24 protein-coding genes and 2 riboswitches are annotated in these 24688 nt (G+C 39.0%); of the genes, 6 read left to right on the top strand and 18 right to left on the bottom strand.

The features are described 5' to 3' along the window. Positions 1-172: 172 nt before the first annotated feature. A complete protein-coding gene (locus tag AC4QJR_RS02220; RefSeq protein ID WP_375376315.1) occupies positions 173-337 on the bottom strand; it encodes a hypothetical protein in 165 nt (54 codons plus the stop codon). Between the two features lie 388 nt (positions 338-725). Between AC4QJR_RS02220 and AC4QJR_RS02215 the strand changes: the two genes are divergently transcribed. Next, the gene (locus tag AC4QJR_RS02215; RefSeq protein WP_251461322.1) at positions 726-1262 is read left to right on the top strand and encodes a ribonuclease H-like YkuK family protein; all 537 of its coding nucleotides are present in this window, start codon (positions 726-728) and stop codon (positions 1260-1262) included. A 56-nt stretch (positions 1263-1318) separates the two neighbouring features. Here the strand turns inward: AC4QJR_RS02215 and AC4QJR_RS02210 are convergent, their stop codons facing one another. The 5 genes from AC4QJR_RS02210 to AC4QJR_RS02190 all read right to left on the bottom strand — a co-directional run bounded on the left by AC4QJR_RS02210 (position 1319) and on the right by AC4QJR_RS02190 (position 6887). Further along, entirely contained in the window at positions 1319-2779 is a 1461-nt protein-coding gene (locus AC4QJR_RS02210) for a PAS domain-containing sensor histidine kinase (RefSeq protein WP_496525123.1), read from the bottom strand. Positions 2780-3266: 487 nt separating this feature from the next. Beyond that, complete coding sequence (locus AC4QJR_RS02205) at positions 3267-4217, bottom strand: siderophore ABC transporter substrate-binding protein (protein WP_496525122.1); 951 nt, start codon at positions 4215-4217, stop codon at positions 3267-3269. 18 nt (positions 4218-4235) lie between these two features. Continuing rightward, a complete protein-coding gene (locus tag AC4QJR_RS02200) occupies positions 4236-4997 on the bottom strand; it encodes an iron ABC transporter ATP-binding protein (protein WP_496525121.1) in 762 nt (253 codons plus the stop codon). Further along, positions 4994-5944, bottom strand: coding sequence for an iron chelate uptake ABC transporter family permease subunit (locus tag AC4QJR_RS02195; RefSeq protein ID WP_251461316.1), 951 nt, complete (start codon positions 5942-5944; stop codon positions 4994-4996). The genes AC4QJR_RS02200 and AC4QJR_RS02195 overlap by 4 nt, the downstream gene beginning before the upstream one ends. Then, entirely contained in the window at positions 5937-6887 is a 951-nt protein-coding gene (locus tag AC4QJR_RS02190) for an ABC transporter permease (protein WP_496525120.1), read from the bottom strand. Before AC4QJR_RS02190 ends, AC4QJR_RS02195 begins: the two co-directional genes overlap by 8 nt. A gap of 273 nt (positions 6888-7160) precedes the next feature. On the opposite strand from AC4QJR_RS02190, the gene AC4QJR_RS02185 reads away from it, so the two are divergent. Beyond that, positions 7161-7643 (top strand): hypothetical protein, encoded by a 483-nt coding sequence (locus AC4QJR_RS02185; protein WP_098571017.1) that lies wholly within the window; start codon positions 7161-7163, stop codon positions 7641-7643. A gap of 75 nt (positions 7644-7718) precedes the next feature. On the opposite strand, the gene AC4QJR_RS02180 is transcribed toward AC4QJR_RS02185, so the two are convergent. Beyond that, positions 7719-8735, bottom strand: a complete 1017-nt coding sequence (locus AC4QJR_RS02180; RefSeq protein WP_496525119.1) for a DUF418 domain-containing protein — start codon at positions 8733-8735, stop codon at positions 7719-7721. Positions 8736-8956: 221 nt separating this feature from the next. On the opposite strand from AC4QJR_RS02180, the gene AC4QJR_RS02175 reads away from it, so the two are divergent. The 4 genes from AC4QJR_RS02175 (at position 8957) to AC4QJR_RS02160 (ending at position 11761) form a co-directional block, all read left to right on the top strand. Further along, positions 8957-9325, top strand: coding sequence for an SET domain-containing protein (locus AC4QJR_RS02175; RefSeq protein ID WP_098571019.1), 369 nt, complete (start codon positions 8957-8959; stop codon positions 9323-9325). 171 nt (positions 9326-9496) lie between these two features. After that, a complete protein-coding gene (locus tag AC4QJR_RS02170; protein WP_496525118.1) occupies positions 9497-10297 on the top strand; it encodes an amino acid ABC transporter substrate-binding protein in 801 nt (266 codons plus the stop codon). A gap of 14 nt (positions 10298-10311) precedes the next feature. After that, complete coding sequence (locus AC4QJR_RS02165) at positions 10312-10998, top strand: amino acid ABC transporter permease (RefSeq protein ID WP_098571021.1); 687 nt, start codon at positions 10312-10314, stop codon at positions 10996-10998. 13 nt (positions 10999-11011) lie between these two features. Next, complete coding sequence (locus AC4QJR_RS02160) at positions 11012-11761, top strand: amino acid ABC transporter ATP-binding protein (protein WP_098571022.1); 750 nt, start codon at positions 11012-11014, stop codon at positions 11759-11761. A 79-nt stretch (positions 11762-11840) separates the two neighbouring features. On the opposite strand, the gene AC4QJR_RS02155 is transcribed toward AC4QJR_RS02160, so the two are convergent. From AC4QJR_RS02155 to AC4QJR_RS02105, 11 genes are all read right to left on the bottom strand, one after another. Next, complete coding sequence (locus AC4QJR_RS02155) at positions 11841-12521, bottom strand: Na-translocating system protein MpsC family protein (RefSeq protein ID WP_496525117.1); 681 nt, start codon at positions 12519-12521, stop codon at positions 11841-11843. A gap of 118 nt (positions 12522-12639) precedes the next feature. Then, positions 12640-13335, bottom strand: a complete 696-nt coding sequence (locus AC4QJR_RS02150; RefSeq protein WP_251461308.1) for a Na-translocating system protein MpsC family protein — start codon at positions 13333-13335, stop codon at positions 12640-12642. Positions 13336-13549: 214 nt separating this feature from the next. Beyond that, the gene (locus AC4QJR_RS02145) at positions 13550-14626 is read right to left on the bottom strand and encodes an ATP-binding protein (protein ID WP_180229933.1); all 1077 of its coding nucleotides are present in this window, start codon (positions 14624-14626) and stop codon (positions 13550-13552) included. 255 nt (positions 14627-14881) lie between these two features. Then, a complete protein-coding gene (locus AC4QJR_RS02140; protein WP_496525116.1) occupies positions 14882-15901 on the bottom strand; it encodes a thiazole biosynthesis adenylyltransferase ThiF in 1020 nt (339 codons plus the stop codon). Then, on the bottom strand, positions 15898-16665 hold the full coding sequence (locus AC4QJR_RS02135) for a thiazole synthase (RefSeq protein WP_098571027.1): 768 nt from the start codon (positions 16663-16665) through the stop codon (positions 15898-15900). The genes AC4QJR_RS02140 and AC4QJR_RS02135 overlap by 4 nt, the downstream gene beginning before the upstream one ends. Position 16666: 1 nt before the next feature. After that, a complete protein-coding gene (thiS, locus tag AC4QJR_RS02130) occupies positions 16667-16870 on the bottom strand; it encodes a sulfur carrier protein ThiS (protein ID WP_496525115.1) in 204 nt (67 codons plus the stop codon). A gap of 10 nt (positions 16871-16880) precedes the next feature. Next, positions 16881-18020, bottom strand: coding sequence for a glycine oxidase ThiO (gene thiO / locus AC4QJR_RS02125; protein WP_496525114.1), 1140 nt, complete (start codon positions 18018-18020; stop codon positions 16881-16883). Next, positions 17995-18639 (bottom strand): thiazole tautomerase TenI, encoded by a 645-nt coding sequence (gene tenI / locus AC4QJR_RS02120; protein ID WP_257148359.1) that lies wholly within the window; start codon positions 18637-18639, stop codon positions 17995-17997. The genes thiO and tenI overlap by 26 nt, the downstream gene beginning before the upstream one ends. Positions 18640-18749: 110 nt before the next feature. Next, positions 18750-18858: riboswitch (TPP riboswitch) on the bottom strand. Positions 18859-18980: 122 nt separating this feature from the next. Further along, positions 18981-21149: an outer membrane protein assembly factor BamB family protein gene (locus AC4QJR_RS02115; protein ID WP_496525113.1), complete on the bottom strand. Its 2169-nt coding sequence runs from the start codon at positions 21147-21149 to the stop codon at positions 18981-18983. A gap of 120 nt (positions 21150-21269) precedes the next feature. Then, positions 21270-23561 carry a 5-methyltetrahydropteroyltriglutamate--homocysteine S-methyltransferase gene (metE, locus tag AC4QJR_RS02110; RefSeq protein WP_496525112.1) on the bottom strand — a complete coding sequence of 764 codons (2292 nt, stop codon included), beginning with the start codon at positions 23559-23561 and terminating at the stop codon, positions 21270-21272. A 178-nt stretch (positions 23562-23739) separates the two neighbouring features. Then, positions 23740-23921, bottom strand: a riboswitch (cobalamin riboswitch). Between the two features lie 96 nt (positions 23922-24017). Further along, positions 24018-24659, bottom strand: coding sequence for a pyridoxamine 5'-phosphate oxidase family protein (locus tag AC4QJR_RS02105; RefSeq protein WP_496525111.1), 642 nt, complete (start codon positions 24657-24659; stop codon positions 24018-24020). Positions 24660-24688 lie beyond the last annotated feature (29 nt).

Below are 24688 nucleotides of genomic sequence, written 5' to 3'. Positions count from 1 at the left end.
TAAGTTTATTCGACAAATAGAACGAATATCCTTTTAATTAAATAGTTCATAACACCCACATCCCTCCTAGGATTTGAAAGTAAAAAGGGATGCTGCCTTTGACGTTAGAAAAAGGTGTCAGGCACCCCAAAAAGACAAATGTCCACGAGTGGTGCCTGACACCATTAGTTTGTTAATATTTTTTATCACGGCAAAATTTGCAAACTTTGATGGTTTGGTTTGTTTCTGTTTGATGTGGATATAGTAGTTTGATTCTAGTTCTTTCACATATCGGGCATGTTCCGCGCCCATTTGAAGGCAGGTAGCTTATTGTTTTTCCTCTGTTTCTCTTTGCCATCTCCATCCATCCCTATTCTTAATAGATTCTTTTCTTTATCTAATGATGGACTGGCATAAATATTGTTAGGCATATAATTGTTTTTAGAAAAAAGATTGTTCGAATATTCTTTTTGGTAAAAGTAAGGCTTTTGTCCACGAGCGGTGCCTGACACCCTTACAAGACACCCCTACATCACTAAAAGAATCCACCAAATTGAATCATTCTATATCATTGCTCACTGACGCCTTAGACAACCATTAGGCATTTTTACTTGCCTTTCTACATACATTTCTAAGAAGATCATTTATTTCAATGGCTGCACGACTATGTAACACTTTCCATAAGATAGGAATAAGAGGCGGGACTAAACTTTTTCAAATGGAAAGGAAAGATGTGGTGCTTCAATATGAAAAAAAACGGAGCTTATCACGATTCGTTTCAAAATCTCCAAGAAAATGGGATGTCATTCGAGCAGGTTTTTGAACGAATTGTATCATTCATGAAGGTAGATCCTAATGGAAACTATAAACTAATGGTCGGCACAGATTCTCAAGTCCATAGATCTACGACTGTCTTTATTACCGGGATTGTCATTCAGAATAAGGGGAAAGGTGTTTGGGCGTGCATAAGGAAGGTAGTCATCCCAAGAAAAATGACACACTTGCATGAGCGGATATCTCTTGAACTATCGTTAACCGAGGAAATTGTTACAATGTTTACCGATGAAAGGAAAAATGAGTTAATCAATCTTGTCCTTCCCTATATATACCAAGGAGCAACCTTCACCATGGAGGGGCATATTGATATTGGTGAAGGAAAGCGGAACAAGACGAGTGAGTTTGTGAAAGAAATGGTCACCAGAATCGAATCGATGGGCGTTGAACCAAAAATCAAACCAAACGCCTTTGTTGCTTCCAGCTACGCAAATCGATACACAAAATAAGGGTATCAGACATCACAAAACAATGTGGTGCCTGACACCCTTTTTTATTTATATTTTTAATAACATTCCAGTTCTACTTTCACTGTCGTGCCTTTGCCTATTTTACTTTCGATATTCATGGTACCATTATGTTCCTGGATGATTTTATTGCTAACGGTTAGGCCCAGTCCGATTCCCTTGTCCTTTGTGGTATAGAACGGTGTTCCCAAAAAGCGCATAAGTTCGTTATCAATTCCAATCCCTTCATCTGAAAAGCGTATCTGCACACGATTGTCTGCAACTTTTTGGACTTGGATATTAACATTCCCTCCAAATGGCATCGATTCAATCGCATTCTTTAAAAAATTAACAAAAACCTGTTTTAATTGATTGGGATTACAATTTGAAAAAATATCCTTTTTCAGGTAATTGTTTTTTATCTGAACATTATGCAACAATGCTTGTGGATGTAAAATATTTACGGTACTCTCTAAGATCGTATGTAGACATTCTTTTTCAAACTGAATCGCCTGTGGCTTCGCCAACGACATAAATTCATTAACGATGATATCAATACGATCTAGTTCGTTCATGATGATTGATAAATATTCATCTTGTTTAGTTTTTGTGATGGTCTCTTTCAACAGCTTTGAAAATCCCTTTAATGAAGTCAAAGGATTCCGGATTTCATGAGCAACTCCTGCAGCTAATTGGCCGATAATTGAAAGCCGATCTAAATTTCGAAGGGCATCATCATTTTTAACTCGGTCCGTAATATTTCTTCCAACCGTGACATACGAATCAACTTCTCCTTCTTCATTAAAGATGGGAGAAATCATTGTCTCTGAATAGATTACGTCATTATCACCAGTTCGGACCTGCGTTTGAAGCAATTGAGGTTCCTTTGTTTCTATCAGGCGCTGACACACTTTTGCAAAATGGTCAATTTCCTCTGGTACGATAAGGTCATAGACGTTTTTACCTAATAATTGGTCAGGAGTGTACCCAATCCCTTTTTCATGGGATGGAGAGGCATATATGACCTTTCCTTCTATTGTATACACCTTTATCATATCCGTAGTATTTTCAGTAATTAACTTGTACAACTCACGTGTTCTTTTTAATTGTCTTTCAATATTAATATGCTCCGTAATATCCCGAAAGATTGCCAGGACGGCAATAATTTCCCCACAACGATTTCGAAAGGGAGAATACGAAACGGCGATATCAAGAATGGTTCCGTCTTTATGGTATTGTTGAGTAACCATATCGGAAAATGCTTCACCACGCTTAACTAGCTCTATCGTTTCATTCACTATGTCCGGATTAGGAAATTCATCAATTTTCCTACCTATTACGTCATCCTCTGTATAGCCAAATATTTTCGTATATACATGGTTCACACGAATAAACCGATTCTCCATATCAACCATACAAATCCCGTCTGCCGTACACTCTAAAAATAAGTCAATTAAATCATCCGGATTATACACCACAGAATCCTTCTCATTCCTAAAAATCGGGAAAAACTTTGACATAGAGATCTCTCCAAACACATCAATTATACTCTTAATCTCCATTTTACAGAGTTTTTCAATAAAGAAAAGAAGAATTTTTTGGTGTCATTTATGGTGTCAGGCACTATCAAAAGACACTTTGTTCATTTCGTCCTCCAGACATGGACAACTACAAGGAGGTGGTGATACACAAAAGAACGCTTGGCCCACTGGGGGGTGGTAGTGTCTTTTACTTTTTATGAAAGACTGTTTTGAATTGGATTAATCGACTGGGCGGTCCCCAAATTCATAGTCAAATATCTAAGCAAGCCGGTCTTGCATGCCCACAATTCGCTTATTTCCGAGGAAACTATACATATTTCGCATTACTCTTTCCAAAGATCGGATAAATCCTCATTATTTTACGTAAAATGACAAAATCCTAACAAAGAATAAGCACACAGTTTAGACAGATTTTTCTATCTATCAAACTGCGTGCTTACATTCTATTAGCTTTCTTTCAAAACAATTATAAGGCACTCTCGATTTCTTTAGCCATAGATTTGACAGATTTTAAGCCTCCACCGCTTAGGTACCAGGTGTCTGCATCAAGATAGACAATCTTATCATTCTTAAAGGCCGTTGTTTTTTTAACTAATTCATTTTCAATAATTTGTTTTGCACCAATTTCACCGCCAACTGCTGTCGCACGGTCGATCACAAATAATACGTCAGGATTCTTCTCCATAATGTACTCAAATGTAATGCTCTGTCCATGTGTGGATACCTCGATATCTTTATCGGCTGCTCCAAACCCAAAGACGTCGTGGACTACGCCGAAACGAGAACTTGGTCCGTATGCACTGACTTTGCCTTCATTTGCTAGCAGAATAAGACCTTTCTTATTAGAAGCCGAAGCTTGTTGATTTAACTTTTCTATACTAGTACTAATATCTTTTAATTCGCTTGCTACCTTGTCTTCTTTCCCAAATAACTCACCAATGAGATTCATGTTTTTCTCAAAGGATTCCATGTAATTGGCATAATCGATGCCAACATAGACTGTTGGTGCAATCTCAGCAAACTGATCGTATAATTCTGCTTGGCGTCCTGAAATAAAAATGACATCTGGCTGCATCTCATGAATAGCTTCGAAGTCCGGCTCTTTTAAACTGCCGACATTCGTATATTTCTTATCCTCATATTTTTTCAAATACCCTGGAATCGCAGTTTGTGGTACTCCTGTGACATCGATACCTAACTCACCTAGGGTATCTAGGACACCAAAATCAAACACGACTACTTTTTCAGGGTCCTTCTTCACTTCTGCCTCTCCATATTGATGCTTAATCGTTATTTTCTCTGCTGGTCCCTTGCTGGCAGATGCCGTTTCAGTTTGCCCCTTTTCCTTTGATCCACCACATGCTGCTAACACAAGAATCATTGCAAACACTAGCGTAAATAAACTCCATTTTTTCATTTTTAAAACTCTCCTTTATTATGAATTAAAATAAACACAGATTCTGCAGTTATTCATTTCCTGAATCGGAATTTCCATATCGTAAATCTCACTTAATGCCTGTGATTGAATAATCTCCTCGGTTGGCCCATCCTTCACGACCATACCATCCTTCATGGCGACAATCCGGTCAGAATAGACCGATGCAAAGTTTATATCATGGAGAACAATAACGACGGTTTTGCCAAGTTCATCGACCAATCTCCGTAAGATTTTCATAATCTGAACAGAGTGCTTCATATCCAAATTATTTAACGGCTCATCGAGAAGAATATACTCTGTATCTTGGGCAATCACCATCGCAATAAAGGCACGCTGGCGCTGACCACCAGATAATTCATCTAAAAAGCTATCCTGCATTTCAGTTAAATGCATATACTCAAGCGATTGGTTGACAATTCGTTCATCGTCCTCCGTTAACCTCCCCTTTGAATAAGGGAATCTTCCAAAGGAAACAAGTTCTCTGATCGTGAGGCGGACGTTCATGTAATTCGACTGCTTTAAAATTGAGACCCGCTTGGCAAAATCACTCGATTTCATCCGGCGAACATCGGATTGATCAATCAGCACTTCACCCGTATCGGCATCGAGCAAACGGCTGACCATCGACAAGAGTGTGGATTTCCCCGCGCCATTAGGACCAATAAATGATGTTATTTTTCCAGGTTGAATATTGATCGTTACATCTTTTACCACCGGTTTTTTGCCGTAAAACTTTGACAATGACCTCACTGTTATCATGCAGTTTTCCTCTCCTTTAGCAGTAAATAGATAAAATAGACACCACCGATAAAGTTGATAATGACACTTAACGTCGTCGAAAAAGTAAAGACCCGTTCAACAAACCACTGTCCCCCGACAAGTGCGATGATACTCATGAGAACCGCACCGCTTATCAAAGTTTTGTGCTTGTATGTATGAAAAAGTTGATAGGACAAGTTGGCAACAATTAATCCAAAAAATGTTATCGGTCCCACTAATGCGGTCGAGATTGAAATAAAGATGGCAACAATCACAAGCATTTGTTTCACAAGGGAATCATAGGGAACCCCTAGATTAATTGCCGTCTCCCGCCCCAGTGATAAAACATCGAGATACTTCATATACCGCCATGCATAAATCAGCACAAGTACTACGATAACAATCGCCAGCCACACTAAGTCTGAGTTGATATTATTGAAACTAGCAAACATCCGATCTTGGACAATCTGAAACTCATTCGGATCAATCAGCACTTGTAAAAATGTGGAGATACTCGAAAAGAATGTCCCAACAATAATTCCAATCAGCAATAAAAAGTAGATTGGCTGGCTGCCCTTTTTAAACAAGAAACGATATAAGAAAAGGGCAAACACAATCATCACGGCAACGGAAAGTAAAAAGTTTATTTGTTTATTGACGACAATCAGATGGGATGAACCAAGGAAGAAAATAATCACCGTTTGTAATAATAGGTACAAGGCATCTAGTCCCATGATGCTCGGTGTTAAAATTCGGTTATGTGTAATTGTTTGAAAAACCACGGTGGCATAGGCGATGGTAAAGCCCGTTAACAGCATTGCAAGAACTTTTGTTACCCTCCTTGGCAGCGCATAATCAAAACTTCCATTTAAATCATGAATTAGGTATATGGCACAGCATCCCGCAGCAATCAATACGAGACAGGCCATTCTCAACGGATTACGCATAGGCCTTCCTCCGAGATAGCAGATATAAGAATGTGCCGCTGCCGATCACACCAACCATGAGACTGATTGAAATCTCATATGGATAAATGAGCAACCGGCCTAAAATATCACAAACTAGAAGGAAAATCGCCCCTAGAATGGCTGTATGCGGCAGCGTTTTTTGTAAATGGTCTCCTTTAAAAATAGAGATGATATTAGGAATAATTAAGCCGAGAAATGGAATTATCCCAACGGTCAGGACAACGGAAGCTGTAATTAGAGCAACGAGTATCAGCCCGATATTTACTACACTTCGGTAGGCAAGGCCTAGATTTTTCGAAAAGTCTTCACCCATACCGGCCACGGTAAAGCGGTTGGCATAAAAATAGGCAATGACTAAAATTGGGATACTTATGTAGAGGAGCTCATATCGACCTTTCATAATCATTGAAAAATCCCCTTGGAGCCAGGCCGACATATTTTGAATAACGTCTGCTCGGTAAGCAAAAAATGTGGTAACCGAAGACAAAATATTACCGAACATTAAGCCAATCAGCGGAATATAAATCGCATCTTTAAACTTGATTCGGTCGAGAATCTGCATAAATAAAAAGGTTCCCCCAAGTGCAAAGACAAAGGCTACTGCCATTTTTTCCAGCATAGTAGCATTTGCAAATAACAACATAGAGACAAGAATTCCAAGTCGAGTTGCATCCAAGGTTCCAGCTGTGGTCGGTGAAACAAATTTGTTTCGACTCAACTGCTGCATAATTAATCCAGCTATACTCATTCCTGCCCCCGCGAGTAGGATTGCAGCGAGTCTCGGCACCCTGCTCACCAAGAAAATTTGCGTCTCCTCTGTTTGAAAGTCCAGCAGGTCTAATGGCGATAGACTGCTCACACCAACAAATAGCGAGATTGCGGATAAGATTATTAATGCTAATAATAAATATCGTTTCTTCATAACTATCCCCATCATTTCTATCATTCTAGCGATCTCTCGTTAACTACAATGATAATGAAAATCATTATCACCTATTCTTGAAGTTGATTATAACATTCAGAAATTTTAAGTCAACACTAATTGAGAACTTTTTTCAATTAAAATGCCAAAATCATACATTGTCCCAGATTTTAATTCCTAAACCTTCATACCTACCGAATAATAAAATTATCGGTTCCATACTCATATTGGACTTCCTGACCCTCATAAATTGGGCATTAGGAGGTGAGTGAAGTGAAAAAATGGCTGGTGGCAATATTTTTGCCCATTTTGATTCTTTTGTCTGGATGTTCCAGCGATCCTGTTCAGGATGATTTACTTAATTATGTAAATAAAGAAATGAAGGAAGCGGCGAAATTAGAAAAAACTGCCGTTTCGGCCTATGAAGGGGTTTCGGGTACAAACTATCAGGATGACCAGACCATGTACGATGTCTTAAATCGTGATGTCATTCCCAATTACAACGAATTTATTAAAGAATTAGAGTCTGTTAAGATTGAGACCGATGAGGTAAGAGAAATTCATGAAATATATATTGAAGGGGCAGATATACAATTTAATGCCTTTGCTATCATTAAACAGGCGATAGAAGAACAGGATGCTAACCTGATTCAAAAAGCTAATGACATGTTGGCGGATGCACGAAAACATCTTCGAGAATATCAAACTAAATTGAATAAATTAGCTAAGGAGCATGATGTAGAAATTGGAAAATAACCATCCTCTCCGATATATTCCATAAACAAAAATAAGGGCAGTCCTTTAGCATTTATTCAACACTAGAGGACTGACCTATTCTGATGACGGAACTTTTCGCATGAGAGGTAATTCGAAATAAGTTAAAAAGCGCCATACCCATTCCAATGGCCCGAATCTAAAGAACCGAAGCCACATTGTACTAAAAATAAGCTGGACGACATAAATCGCCACACATAGATAGAGAGATTGGATATACGTCACTTGATTGGATAACTCAAAAACTTCACCTGCGAGCAAGATTAATGCTGTTTGTGATACATAATTGGTCAGTGCCATCCGTCCGTAACTTTTTAAGGGTGAGAGAATCGACTGGATGACGGGAAAGTTCAGAAGAACAAGCAACAGTCCAACATAAAAGGCAGATACAATCGGACCGATCATGATTCCAATCCTTAAGAACTGCTGCGTTTCTTGTGACTCACCACCTGTTCCGACGGGATGCGGTCCAAGCTGATATTGATAAATAAGCACTGCCACACTTAAAACAAACATCACTCCTGTAAAAAAAGTGGTCGCTTTCCAGTGATTTGTCATCCGTTCAAATAAACGAAACTGCCCTGCAGCAATTCCCAGCATCATCAACGGAACTACCATAAATATTTTTTCACCATACAAACTTATGACGAGCAACATAGCCAGTCCAAAAACAAGGTTCACAACCTTGTTCACTCTATAAAAAGGTAAAATAATCAGTCCGCACACAGCATAGATCGCTAATGCTTCCCCAGGCTGGAAATGCAAATGGACGGCACCTAGTAAAAATAACACGACCATTCTTCGCAAAAACAACACATACCCATTTTTCCCCTTCGCCATTGCTCTCGAGATAAAAATATAGAACCCCACACCAAACAAAAAAGTAAAAATCGTATAAAAGCGCCCTTCCACAAATAAGTATAAAAACCTCCAATACGTTGCATCGCTGGCACTGAAAAGGGGTAATCTCACTGACAATAGTGGAATAATATTAACCAACATAATTCCCATGAGGGCAAAGCCACGTAAATAATCAAGTGCATCAATCCGCTGGTTGATTTCCTTCGAATTCATCTATATCAACTCCACCATCATTATAACTGTTTATCCTCCTTTCACCTATTGAAATTAGATAAAGGCTGACACAAAACAATGTGTCAGCCTTACTATTTTTCGCATGTTGACTTTATTTTATTTTACTCCCACCCAAATAACCTATACCAAACATATTCCTTTTTCATACCTTAATAAATAAGCAGAAAATGTTAGAAAGGAAACTGGAGGTATACAGAGTTATGTTGGAGCTAAGGCAATCTCAACATGGGCGAGGGATTTTTGCTACACGTGATATCAAGAAAGATGAGTTATTAGAGGTATCACCTGTTATCATTTTCCCGAAGGAAGAGTTTAAGTATTTAGAGAAAACAACTTTAATCGACTATGTCTTCTGGTGGGGGAAAGATTTTGATGAATGTGCATTAGCACTTGGAATTGGTTCGCTTTTTAACCATTCCAGCCAACCGAACGCTATCTTTAAAAGAAAGCTAAAAAAAAGCACCATTAACTTTTATGCCTACACCGACATAGCAGCTGGCGAGGAGATTCGCATTAATTACAATGGTGACCCGGAAGACAAAACGCGATTATGGTTTGAGGAAAAATAAAACACACTTTTCAGATATCGAGAGCGAGTCCAGTTCCTAATTAAAAAAGGGATTGGACTCATTTATTTAGGACATATTTCCCCCTTTTAAATTGACATTCATTTTGAATTATATTATTCTAGTAAAGCTATTTATATAAAACCTATAAAAATACTAGGAGATGTAAGAAACATGAAGAAATTCGCACTACTTTTTTTAGCCCTCCTTCTTACCGTTGCTTTAGGCGCTTGTAGCAGCAAAGAGGAAAAGGTAAGTTCTGCTAAGAGTAAAAACCTTTATGAGCAGATTAAAGCAAAAGGTGAAATTACGATTGGCACAGAAGGTACGTATGCTCCTTTTACTTTTCATGATGACTCTCAAAAGCTAACAGGCTTTGATATAGAAATTGCTGAAGAAGTATTTAAAAGATTAGATATTAAACCCGTTTTCGTTGAAACAAAGTGGGATGGCATGATCGCTGGTCTTGATGCTAAGCGTTATGACATGGTTGCAAATGAAGTGGCTGTTCGTCCTGACCGTTTAGAGAAATACGATATGTCAGAACCGTATATTGTCTCAAAAGCTGTTCTTGTTGTTCATGAGAACAATAACGATATTAAGACACTTGATGACTTAAAGGGTAAAAAAGTTGGACAATCATTAGACAGTAACTACCGTAAAATTGCTGAAGCACATGGTGCAACCAATACAGTTGTTGAAGGATTTAATCAATCCATCGACCTAATCACTTCAAAACGTATTGATGCAACAATTAACGATAGCCTTTCATACCTAGACTTAAAGAAACAGCGTCCAGATCTTCCTATTAAAAAGGTTTATGAAGAAGCTGACGCAACAAGCAATGCCTTTCTTTTCCGTAAAGGAAATAAAGAACTAGTTGATGCGATAAATGGCGCTCTTGCAGATATGAAAAAAGATGGTACGTACCTAGCAATCTCTAAAAAATGGTTTAATGAGGACGTATCTAAGTAAAGGAATGGAACAATATGTTTGCAGACCAAGAACGAATAGATCGAATTATAGGAATCCTTAGTGATTCCTTTTTTCCTATTTTAAAAGCGGGAATTCAGTTTACGATACCATTAACAATTATCACCTTTATTCTAGGGCTGATTTTAGCCTTTTTTATTGCACTTGCACGGCTATCCAATCTAAAAGGCTTAAACGCTGTCGCCAAATTTTATGTTTGGATCTTTCGCGGTACTCCTTTACTCGTACAAATCTTTATTCTATTTTACGGATTACCTAGTATGGGAATAACACTTGATCCATTTCCGGCTGCAGTCATTGCTTTTACGTTAAATAAAGGTGCTTACAGTTCAGAAATTATCCGGGCAGCGATACTTTCCATTCCAAAGGGGCAATGGGAAGCCGCTTTTTCAATTGGAATGACCAAATCTCAGGCGATGAGACGAATTATTATTCCTCAGGCCATTCGTGTATCATTGCCGCCGCTCGGTAACTCTTTTATTAGTTTAGTAAAAGACACCTCCTTAGCAGCAACCATTACGGTTACTGAACTATTCCAAAAAGGTCAACAAATCGCGGCTGCTACCTATGAACCACTGTGGATTTACATTGAAGTTGCCTTTATCTATTTGATCTTCAGTACCGTTCTTTCTTATTTCCAGACTAAGATGGAGATTAGATTTGAGCGAAGTGTCGCTAAATAATGGAGGTGTTCCAATGATTCACATAGACAATTTGCATAAAAGTTTTGGTCAGCTTGAGGTATTAAAAGGGATTGATTTGACCATCCCAACAGGAAAAACAGCCGTGATTATTGGTCCTTCCGGTTCTGGAAAAACAACGTTACTGCGTTGCCTTAACCTGTTGGAAGTGCCTAATCAAGGTTCGATTAAACTTGGGGAACAATCGATAAATTTTGAGCAAAACCACAAAATGAAGGCAAAGGAACTTGTTTCTTTTCGTAAAAATACGGGTATGGTCTTTCAAAACTACAATCTTTTTCCACATTTGACCGCTCTTGAAAATGTAATGGAAGGTCAGACCACTGTTCTTAAAAGGTCAAAAGCAGAAGCAGAAACGAAAGCAAGAACCCTTCTGGATAAAGTTGGTCTGAAAGAACGTGCCGAGATGTATCCTCATCAATTATCTGGCGGACAGCAACAACGTGTGGGGATCGCCAGAGCTATGGCTATGGAACCTAAAGTTCTGCTTTTTGATGAACCTACTTCTGCATTAGATCCAGAGTTAGTTGGTGAAGTTTTAAAGGTTATGAAAGATTTATCCAAGGAAAATATGACAATGGTCATTGTAACCCATGAAATGAACTTTGCTAAAGATGTGGCCGACCAAGTCATTTTCATGGACCAGGGAGTTATCGTAGAAAAAGGAACTCCTGAAGAGGTATTTGAGAACACCCAAAATCAACGGACTTTACAGTTCTTGAATAAGGTCGCTTCACGATCATAGCAGAAATACGGTTGCTAATCCTTTACACAAGAGGCTCTCCCTAATGAAAATTAGGAAGAGCCTTTTTATTTACATATCCTTATGATCCAAGCATGAAGGCCATTAATGATTTATCTGCTTTAAAATTCCAATCAATAAAGATGTCTCGTACTGATTTTTTAAAAATGTCCTCAAATCTGCCTTCACGGTGGAAATATACTTTTTCTAACTCATCTTTTGTGAATCTAAGTTCTTTTTCAAACCCTTTTTCAATAAGTGCCTTTTCAATAGGGACAAGTATACCGCTTCTTTCAACTAAATAAACGGTTGGTGAAATGGGATAGGTATGGATATGATCAGGTACTTTTTCAACTAAGCAGCTTAGCCGCCCAACCTCCGATTCTAACCTTTGCATATCTATATCCGCTTGACTAACCTGACCTATCATTTCTTCTAATACAAAAATAAGAATGCCCGTATTATTTGGGAAGTTCCAATCATGATAGTATTCTTCTACATTGACTTCCAGAGTCACTTTTACTACCCCTGTTATTTCATCCAAGACATGGTTAATAATAGCTGCTCTTATATCGTCAACATACCTATTCTGTCCCTGTTGTAACAAGATTTCTTCCATTGGGGTTAAAAACCCGCGAATATACGTGACGAGGTGATTTTTAGACAGGGTGGTCCGACACGTCTGCGGGCCTTTTCCAAAATTTTTTCTTAACAACTTACTAATATAACTACTAATAAATTCTTCCTTGTTTTGGTTAATCATCCATTTCTACTCCTTAAGCAGATACAAATCAATTCATCATTTATTATGTACCAAGGCTCAACTTGTTAAAAAAAAACATGCGGCAAGCAGGAAAATCCTTTTGCCACATGTTTTCGATTCATTGATATTCTTTGTAAAAAACAAAAATGAGATAGTTTCGGTTCTTTTCATAATCCCAAACAATGAATATATCTTCAATGATGCGATTAAACAGATCCTCAAATATACTCTTATTTTTCAAATAACCGCTTTTGATTTCCCTTGCTTGATGAAGCAGCAGATCGAGATTTCCTTGTTCATATGCTAAGCTCTCTAGTTGCAAGAGGACATCTCTCGCTTCAATCGCACAAATATTTTGTGTAAACTTTACTACCTTTAAACCAACCGGTCGTTTATGATAACGGGTCCCTACAAAATCAATCAAGTTAAACAGAGTCTTCTCAAAGTCTTCTTCCATTTTAACTTCATCACTAGATGGAACATTTTCTAACAGAATAATTCCTGTATTCGAATCATAATTCCAATCATGGAAAAAATGATCAATTCCCCCTCCAAATACTTTCGAAACTTCATGTTTAAACTCATTGATGACCGCATTGATTACGGCTGAACGAAAATTATGGACCAACATCAACTGATCATTTTCCAACAAGACTTCCTCTGCCGGCGTAATAAAGTTTCGCATGTATATATATAATCGGTTTCCTTTTGACATCATCGTACAAGTTTCTGGACCCTTACCAAATCTGCGCTTGAGGAGCTTACTAAATGTACTGCTAAGATATAGCAAATTCTCTTGTGTAGATTTACTCATTAACTTCTCCTTTCAGGAAAATAAAAAGACCTAACTTCTAGGAAAAGAAGTTAGGTCACGGCTAAGACGACTATTTTTATAGTTTCTTCCATTTACCATACAAGTGATTAGGATATATTTGTGCTGGTTATATATAACTGCCATAACTAATGACTGCAAGACATTAGACCCTAACATTTTAACACGATATTTCCCCAACTAGCAATCATTTAATTTAAGACAACATTGGTAAACTTACTTCGATACAGGTTCCCTTATTGCTGCTGGTAATATGAATTTTCCCCTTATGCTCCTCAATAATTTGAAAACTTACCGGCATTCCGAGCCCCGTCCCATGTTCCTTCGTTGTATAAAATGGTTCATTTATTCGGTTAATCATTTCGGGAGGGATGCCGCATCCTTGGTCGATGATTCGAATCTGAACACGCTTCCCCTTGGTAATGGACCCTTCTATTAAAATCCTGCCGCCATCTGGCATAGCCTCAATTGCATTCTTAATATAATTGATAAATACTTGTTTTAATTGATTTCCATCCCCTAAAATGGATTCTTCGAGGAAGCAGAACTTTTTTTCAACTTGAATATTATTTAATAACATTTGTGATTCCATTAATGATAGGACTTGATCCAATAAGGACTTAATCGGCAATTTTTCATACTTTTTTTTGATCGGTGTTGCCAGTACCATTAGTTCCTTGAGAATTACTTCAATACGCGTAACCTCTGACTCTACAATATCAAAATACATAGACTCCCCATGATAATCCCTAGCCATTAAATGTAAAAATCCTTTTATCGCTGTGATCGGATTTCGTATCTCGTGGGCAATTCCTGCCGCTAATTGGCCTGCAACCGCTTGCTTTTCCGATAGTAATTGTCTTTCTTTTTTAATTAGAGTGATATCTTTTAAAACCACATAAGACCCCACCACTTCCTTATTAAAGAGGATTGGAAATGTAGTAACATTTACATCCATTAATAATTCGGGTCTCATATTAATCTTTGCATCAAAATTTGTTAGTTTTTCCCGGCTCTTTTCGAAGAAGAACGTTTGTGATTCATTCAAACATTTGGAGAGGAATATATGACTCAACCTCATCTGTAATAATTCAGGTATGGAGCAACCTAAGAGAGTTTCGCAAACATCATTCACATACACCAATCGCCCATCCATATTTAGTATAAAGAATGGGTCTGCATTTTTTGATAAAACAGAGAAATCCTTATCCACATTGACATCGATATATATTTGAAGCAGAAAGTTTAGACGTTTTATCTCATCCCTCTCCATTTTCCCCCACCTCTCTTTAATTCTCATATAAAAAATCAAAAAGCCAAAATAAGCGTATAGTTTCTACGGCTTATTTTGGCTTAAATTCTAGCATCAATAGGTCTAGAGATTCATTGCCTATAAAAAGAGTTCACTGACCTTTTTCTAACACTCACAAGTAGACTAGAGCATATATCCCTATATCCACCTTTAATACTATACCCATTTGTAAAAATATTCAATTAATTTTTTCTGTTTAGTCTATTTGCTTTTTTATTAACCCAAATATTTATGGTATAGAGCCTTTGCTTTGGAAATATCCTTCGTTCCATGCACTAAAACCCTTCCGTCTCTAAAAACTACTAATCGGTGAGGATTCACAGTATACGATAAAAGGTAGGGATTTCTCTCCACGGCTCCTCCTCGAATCGCAAATAATTTTTCTAAAGCCTCCAAATCACGAACCATTGGAATCGCAGGACGAATCTGAACTGAATCTCTTCCACATAGGACGGCTGTCTTTGTTTGATTTTCGAATGATAAATAAGGGTAAGTACGTTCTTCCCCGCAAGAAGGACAATCCCTCTTTTTCAACTTATCTACTTGTATGGAACTATATTGGTTTTTCCATAAATCAAAAGAAACAAGTTTATTTCGCAATGAATCCAAGTCACTCACCAAGATTTTCAATGCTTCACTTATTTGAAAAGAAACGACCATGTTCACAGCTGGACTAATAATTCCAGCTGTATCACAGGTTAATCCTCCTAGAGGAACGGTCTCTACTAAACAAGAAAGGCAAGGTGTTTTCTCAGGAATGATCGTGTAGGAGATTCCATAACTTCCAACGCAAGCACCGTAAATCCAGGGGACACCATACATTTGGGATACATCGTTAATGATCATTCTTGTTTCGAAATTATCCGTTGCATCCATAATAAGATCAACGTTTTTGGCCCAGTCTTCCAGCTCTGACACAGAGGCATCTGCAATGATTGCCTCTATTTTCACAGAAGAGTTAATCGCTGTTAAGCGGTTTTTGGCCGCTATTACTTTAGGAACTCGATTTTTGGCATCTTCCTCTGTATATAACTGCTGCCGCTGTAAATTGGACCATTCTACATAATCACGATCAACAATGGTTAGTTTACCAATCCCAGCGCGGGCAAGTGCTTCGGCACATGCTGATCCGAGTGCTCCCATTCCAATTATGAGTACATGTTTATCGGAAATTCGCTGCTGCCCGTCTTTTCCAATGGGTGAAAAAAGTTCTTGTCGTGAGTACCGATTAATCACCCGATACTCATTCCTTCCTTTGGACTGCTTGCTGAAGCATATCTCTTTTTCTCGATTCGGCCAGCCTCATAGCCTAAACGTCCAGCTTCAATTGCTAGTCTCATTGCTTTTGCCATTTTTACCGGATCCTTAGCCGCTGACACAGCCGTATTTAATAAGACGCCGTCGGCTCCTAATTCCATCGCTAAAGCCGCATCGGCTGGTGAGCCAATCCCAGCATCCACAATAACAGGAACGACAGCCTGTTCGATAATAAAGCTAAGGTTTACGGGATTGATGATACCTTGACCAGATCCAATTGGCGAGGCCCCTGGCATGACAGCATGACAGCCTGCTTCTTGAAGTTTCCTAGCTAAAACAACATCATCTGAGGTATAAGGGAGGACAATAAATCCTTCCTTTACTAATTCTTCTGTCGCCTTTAGGGTTTCAATCGGGTCAGGAAGTAATGTTTGATCACAGCCAATCACTTCCACCTTAATCATATCGCAGAGGCCAGATGCTTTTGCTAATTTTGCGATACGGACGGCCTCTGCCGCTGTTTTCGCACCTGCTGTATTTGGCAGCAGCGTATATTTATTGGTGTCTAGCTGTTCTAAAAAATTGGGCTGACTTGATTCAAAAATATTCATTCGTCTTACCGCGAACGTGAGGATTTCTGCTTTGGAAACTTCCACTGCTTCCTTTTGGATGTCGTAGCTTGGATACTTTCCTGTTCCTAGAAACAAACGAGATTGAAAGGATAATGAACCTATTTTTAACATGTCAACCGCCTCCTACAAAATGGACTATTTCAATTCGATCTTTATCTGCTAATCTAGTACTTTGGTGATCTATTTTGGTTAAGATTTCACCATTTACTTCCACAACAATGACCTTATCCTGGATTTCATAATGTTTGAGAACATCTGAAACAAATTCAACTTCATCTGGCAATTGGATTAACTCGCCATTTAATACTACCTCCATGTTTGACCTCCTAACCTACCGTTTCTTTGTGTCTTTCTAGGTGAAATGCTGAAAGAAGAGTCGTATCTAGCGGTCTGTCAGCTAACAGGTCAGCTACTAGCTTCCCTGTAATAGGGCTTAATAAAATCCCATTTCGAAAATGCCCTGCTGCAACGAACAATCTCTTCCATCTTGGATGCTCGCCAATATAAGGGATTCCATCGCCTGTCTGCGGTCTGAATCCTGACCACACCCGCTCCCATGCTGCTTCCTTAATCTGAGGGACTAGTTGAGTCGCTCTTTCTATTAATGAAGCAATCCCTTCGGGGGTAACCTTGTTATCAAAGGTATTTTCAATCATGGTAGCACCAATATAAATTTCCCCATTGCGTTTTGGTACCAGATAACAGCGTTTGTCGGAAAAAATAGTCGTGTTAATAATCGGCTCCTCCGTTCGAACGGAAAAGCATTCTCCTTTAACAGGATACACGCTAATGTCCAGCCCCGATTCACGCATTAATTTCGCTGCCCAAGCTCCGGTGGCCACGACAACTTGTTCACTATGTATGACACCATTGGTCGTTTTAACCCCTTTAACCTGACCGTTTTCAAAAATAAATGAAAGAACCTCCGTATTTTGACGAATTTCCGCTCCGAAATAAACAGCCGCATTTGCAAACGCTTTTGTTAACTTTGCTGGCTGCACATGTCCATCGTTAGGGAGATACATACCTCCAACAACACTTGGTGCCAAATACGGTTCCATTTCTAGTAATTCCGTTGAATCCAGCCATTTTATCATTGGATCCCAATTCCTTTGATAGTTGACCTGTTTTTTTACTTCTATTGCTATTTCTTCCGTTTCTGCAATCTTCAGCATTCCTTTATTCACAAACTCGATATCAATTCCTGTATATTCATATAACTCACTTGATAGTGTAGAAAACATTGCTTGACTCTTTAATGCCAATTGGAATAAAGGACCATCTTGTTCAATCTCCGCTTGTGCTGCCAGCATACCAGCCGCCGCACTGGAAGCTTGGCAAGCCAATCTATCCTTCTCAATTATGATTACTTTTTTGCCCATTTTTGATAGTTGATAGGCAATAGAGGATCCGTTAATCCCCCCTCCGATAATGGCAACATCAAATGAATTTCCCACTTGTTCCATCTCCATCTCTTAATACATTTAAATAAGCCTTTACTGCTACTAATGGATCGCGAGCTTCTAATACTCCTGACATGACAGCGATTCCTTTTGCCCCAGCATCTAGTACCCGCCCTGTATTCTCGGGAGTTATGCCTCCAATGGCAATAACCGGAACCTCTAATTGTGTAATCCTTGATAATTCATCAAGACCTCTAGGGGGCATTCCTGGTTTTGATTGCGAAGGGAAGACATGACCGAAAAGGACGTAATCAGCACCCTTTTCTTTTGCTTTTTGTCCCTCCACGTAGGAATGGATGGAACTTCCTACCCTAAGCTGAGGAAAATTCCCTTTGACAATGGCTGCATCTAAACTATGAAAAGCTAATTGAACCCCGCCAGCCTTTGTAACTAAGGCAACATCCACACGATCATTGATGATAATCTTTAATAACGGCAGGTTTGTCATTGTTAGAAGTTCCACTGCTTGAAAAAGTTCCCTCGCTGTTTTTTGTTTTTCGCGTAAGTGAATCGCGGTTACATACGGATGAATATCCATGACAATTTCACATAGCTGCTCGATCGGCATTTGACCATTGGATATAATATGTAACTCTTTAACACTAGTTAAAATACAAGTCACCCCCTATAATCCAGAATCTGAAGCTCAATGAAATAAAGTGAAAAACAAAAAACCACTTCCTTTTGATAAGAAAGTGGTTGATAATTTGAAATATAAACATGATCCTTCAAATATCCATGTTTCCACTTCCCTACGCTGGTATAACCCAGATCAGGTTCATAGAGTCCCGAAGTATCACTTCAATCTCAGCCCTTTAAAAAGGCACCTCTAGCGGATTGTTATCTATTCATTTTTAAAAATTCCCTTGCATGGATAATGTTAACACGTCGATTAGAAATGTCAAATAAATTCTTTTTATACCTTTCATATATTCTGATCTCTCACCTATGCATGGAAAAGGATTATTTTACTATGGTTAGTTTTTGGCCAATGTAGATTGGTTGATTAGGATCGAGGTTATTGGCTTTAACGATGGAGTCAATCGTAACCCCATTCTTCTGGGCAATCTTCCAGAGAGAATCGCCCGCAACAACGGTGTAAACAACAGTTGATACCGTTGGGAGGGTTACAGTAAATTTTGCTACATACCCAGAATCCAAAGTACTGCTGTCTTTCTTGTATTCGATTGAATACCAGTCTCCGATTGCGGAATAAATTTTTATATCTGTATTCATCGGAAGCACAATCTTTGTATCATACTGAGTTCCAGGATTGGTTCTAACATTGACGTTTGTCCTTGTCCTCGCCTTTTCGATTGCTTGAATCTCCTGATTGGATGGAACTTTAATTAATGGTTTGGAGACATATCCTTTCAGAACCGCACTGATAATCCTGTACTCAATTTGATACCAATCACCCGTTTCTCCAGTTATCACCACTTCTGAACCAGCAGGGATTGTTGTTAGGATGGTGCTTTGAGTGGTGGCTGCCGAGCGTAAGTTGGAATTTTTCAAGGTTAAACCGAAACCTTCTGTAATCAGAATGGATTTGTCACGTGCTGTATATTCATTCTTATTCCCAGCAAGATCGGTGAGTTTTACAATTGGATAGTAATTTCCACGGATTACATTAAAGCCACGGCTGTTTTTTCCATCCCAATAAAAATTCGCTGTCCCCTTCAAGTAGCGTCCTAACCAAGTCTGAACTACCCAGCCGCTTTCATCAACAATGGTTACCTCCATATCTGCCGTTTCACTTATGGTGATGGGAATTTTAATTTGGTTCTTTCCATCCTGCATAGAAAGCTGACTGACTGCTGGCAAATCGATCGTTGCCGTTGGCTTTTCTGTATCTAACTGGGATGTTTTTGGCACAGCGTACGTATATAGAAATTGATTCGTCTCTGTTACAAAAATGGTGTCCTTGATGACGCCGATTGGGCGCAAGCCAGACGCGCCTGTAGTAGGTGTTAGTTGAAGAGTGGAATAAATAAGCTGACCATTTGCGCTATTAAAGAATTTAATTTTGTTGTAATTTCCCAAAATAATTCTATCGGAGGCTACGACCATTCCACTTGCCCCTTTAATGGTCTGAAGTCCACCAGCAACAAATTGTTCTGCATACAAGGTCTTCCATTTCTGTACTCCGGTATTTTTGTCTACCGCGATAATATTGGCCTCATCAAGAACAATTAAGGAATCACTCACTACAGAAAGAGGCTGTGTAAACATACCCGTAGGGCTAAACTTCCATAATGTTCTTCCACTTGCAGCATCTAATGCCCAAATATTTCTTGTTGCCGCCGGTTTCGTTTCGAAGTAAAGCTTTCCATCTTTATAGACTGGGGCCCCATAAATAGGGAGGCTTGAATCCAGATCAAATGTCCAAAGCACCGTGCCCGTCGATGCATCGAATGCATACATTTTGGATGTCATTTGAACTGGATTCCGTATATTTGCAAACAGTCGATTATCACCAGCAGCGAAAACCCCTTCCAACCGCTCTTGGAATTTAAGGGGATAACTCCATCTCTTTTTACCCGTAGTTACATCTACCGTACCAATTGCATCGAAACCTTCGGTAGTTCTCGTTAAATAATATAAGGTATTCTGGTCAATTAAGAGACGATTCGCAAAGCTATCAACGGTCCAAAGTGTCTGTGGAGAGGTACCGTTATCCTGTATCGCATAAATTTTAGTCATCGTTGAAGTGTAAATCACTCCGTCTCTTGCTATCAAGTCAAGAAACCCATTCTGCTCTTCTATTGAAAAATTCCATCTCTCTTTATAGGTATCTAAGTCAGTGGCAGAGAGTACTTTTTTTGAAATCCGTTCCGCCGAATACAGCTGATTGCGATTTACACTAAACAACGCAGAAGCGTTATTAAAGGGATCTTTCTTTAACGTCAATAACGTCAAATCAGCAGGCAAGGCGGCACTAGAATAATTGGTATTTCCTTGGTCAGCTAAATGCATTTCCCAGTTTTGGTCATCTGCCCTTAGGTTCTGATTCCTTAGAAGTCCCTTTAATTCTTTTATTCTTTTTCTTAATTGTTCATTTTGAGCCTGTAATTGCTTGTATTGTCTATAAATATCTGAAGAATTATTTCTATAATCATGATGGAACATCATTTGGGAACATCACACCTCCATTATTGTGCTTGCATCATTTTATGCACATTTGCCTAGGTGGTGATGTTTAATTAAACAACCCAAAGAGCCTTTCCCAAAAATGGAAAAGGCACTTACAGTTTAAATCGTTTGACACTGCTGTTGGCGGAGTTTCCGGGCTGCTGTCACCAAATTTTTAAGCGATGCAATGGTTTCTTCTTCATGACGTGTTTTTAAACCACAATCAGGATTCACCCAGAACTGTTCTTTTGAAATAACCTCGACACTATCTTTTAATATCGCACTAATCTCTTCTACACTGGGCACTCGTGGACTATGAATATCGTACACTCCTAAACCAATCCCAAGTTCGTATGGATTATGCTTAAGAGATTGAATCAACTCTCCATGACTTCTAGACGTTTCGATGGAAATAACATCTGCATCAAGGGCACGAATAGGCTCAATAAAGTCATTAAACTCGCAATAACACATATGGGTATGAATTTGCGTTTCATTTTTCACACTGGAGGTGGCTAACTTAAAGGCATTAACCGCCCACGCCAAATATTCCGACCATTTTTCTTTACGTAATGGCAATCCTTCACGCAATGCAGGTTCATCTACTTGAATTATCGCAATGCCTGCATCTTCTAACGCTTGAATCTCTTCTCTCAGCGCTAAGGCGAGTTGGCTGGCTACTTGTTCACGTGAAATATCATCACGGACAAAAGACCAATTTAAGATGGTGACAGGACCTGTTAACATCCCTTTCACATACTTAGACGTTAATTGCTGGGCCGCTTCTACCTCCTTCACGGTCATTGGAGCGACCCACTCGACATCACCAAAAATAATTGGTGGTTTTACGCAGCGTGAACCATAGGATACCACCCATGCCTTTTCTGTAAAAGCAAACCCTTCTAGTTTTTCTCCAAAATATCCAACCATATCCGTTCGCTCAAATTCACCATGGACGAAAACATCCAGTCCAATCTCTTCTTGAATTTGAATCCAACGAGCTGTTTCACCCTTCAAGAACGCTGCGTATTCAGCGTCGGTGAGTTCCTTTTTCCGCCAGGTTGTGCGTGTACGTTTTACTTGATCCGACTGAGGGAAACTGCCAATCGTTGTGGTTGGAAAATCTGGTAAATTTAATGCCACCTTCTGTAGAGGCTGGCGTTCATTAAATGTCAATGGACGGGCAAAATGTTCGGGTTTTACTTGTAATTCAAGCCCCTTCACCCGTGCATTTTTCCTCGCCTCATGCTGCACTAATGCTTGGGTTGCTTTCATACTTTGTGACACACTCTTATTTCCTGCCCACGCCTCGTCACACACATAGGCTGTTAACTGTGTCAGCTCTACAATTTTCTCATCAGCAAATGATAGAGCATTTTTTAAAGTGGCATCTAAGCGAGTTTCTGCCTTCGTTGTCACAGGTACATGCTGTAAACTACATGAAGACTGAATCCAAGCTTCTTTTACACCGCTTAATAATAAAATAGCTTTTATATTAAATGCTTTTTCAGCCAAATTCGCCCGCCAAATATCCCGTCCATTTACGATGCCAATTCCTAATACTTTGTCTTGTGGGAAGCCGTGTTTTCGAAGTGAAGCCATATTCTCTTCAGAACCATGGATGAAATCAAGTCCAATCCCCGCAACCGGTAAATGAGATAGCTCTTCATACACTGATAGTCCTTCAAAATAGGTTTGTAACATGATTCGGGCAGCTGGTACTTGTTCTGCTAATTGTTTGTAAATCTCCTGGACTAGTTTTACATCATCTGCTGTAAGTGAAAGGACCAAAGCGGGTTCTTCCACTTGAATCCACTGAGCACCTGCATTTACAAGTTGCTGCAATACTTGTGCATAGAGCGGCAGGAGTTTTAAAATAAACAATGCTTTCGATTTGGCATCGTATCCTTTCGCTAATTTCACAAAAGTAAAAGGACCGATTAAAGTAGGCTTTGTCATTAGACCTAATTCCTGTTTGGCTTCTAAGAAATAATCTAAGATGTAATTCTTCGTTAATCTTAATGACTGGCCTTCATACTCAGGAACGATGTAGTGATAGTTGGTGTTAAACCACTTTGTCATTTCACATGCTACTACATTCTTTCCCCCGCGTGCCATTGCGTAATAGGTTGATAGATTTACTTCATTGCCTGTCCACTGATAACGATTTGGAACCATTCCGAACATTGCCGCATGGTCTAGCATCCGGTCATAAAAGCTAAAATCCCCAACAGTTAGTAAATCCAAGCCTAATGAATGCTGTCGCTTCAAATTATTTAAGCGGATTGTTTTCATCTCTAAGCTAAATTGCTCCTCTGAGATCGCAGACTTCCAATAAGATTCTACACACCGTTTCCATTCCCGGTTATCACCAATGTATGGGTAACCAATTGCTGTACTGACTAAATTCATTTTCCTTCCTCCTTTTTATAGTTACAAAATTCCCAAATACAAAAAAGCCATCTCCGCAAAATGGAAATGGCTCTACAATCAAGTTAAAGTTATGTTTAAAAGACATGCAAAAACATTGATACTCATAACTCGCTTGTCGTACAAATGAAGGTCACCACCTATTTCCACGTAGGTATTTGGTGTGTACTGGAATTTGGCAGGTCTCCTGGCTTATCATCATCGTTCCTCACACCTTCCCGTCGTACAGACAGTGGTATTTGTGATTCACTCCGATTTACAGTTGCGGGACAGCGACGGAATTACACCGTTCTTCCCTTTTAAGCCAAGCCTTAGCTTGGCACCAATTCTTACACGATATGGAATTTTCACTTACTATAACATATTAATAATTTGAAGTACATAATTTTCCGAAAAATAACCAATATGATGCTATTTAAGAAAACTCTATATCTTCCTTTAATAGAGCTCGGTCCTATAATCTTCTTGAAGTACCTTTTCCAAATCCTTTTCTGACATATCGGGAATTTTGGTATGGTCTAAGAGGATTTTGGCTGCATTTGGAAGTGAATCCTTTTCACTCCATGTTTCTGGTTCCCAAAGGCCTGAACGTTTCATCGCTTTTGCACAATGAATAAAGCATTCCTCCACTTCAATGCAGATCCCTACTAAAGGTTTCTTCCCATGATGTGCCATTCGTTCAAGGAGGATGTCATCTTTCACCAGATACGCTTTTCCATTCACTCTTAACGTCTCTCCTAATCCAGGTATTAAAAAAAGAAGACCTGCCCTTGGATTGGATAAAATGTTACGCATTGTATCTATTCTTTTATTCCCTGGTCTTTCTGGAATAACGATATGCTTATCATCAAGTACAAGTGCAAACCCAGGCATGTCTCCACGAGGAGAAACATCACAATATCCGGAAGCATCAGAAGTAGAAATGACTAGAAAAGGTGAACGTGAAATAAAATCCTTACAATGATTGTCTATATAGGAAATCACCTTTTTTCTAACTAGTTCACTAGGTGCCCCCATAATTGAACGTAATTCATCCTCTGTTTCAATTTTATCTTTATGTGTAAGCATAGGTAGCGGCATTACTACACTCCCCTCTATCATTTTAGGTC

This window comes from Neobacillus sp. BP17, assembly GCF_059579525.1.
The sequence above is the reverse complement of the archived record's forward strand: the minus strand, read 5'-3'. Positions and strand labels throughout refer to the sequence as shown.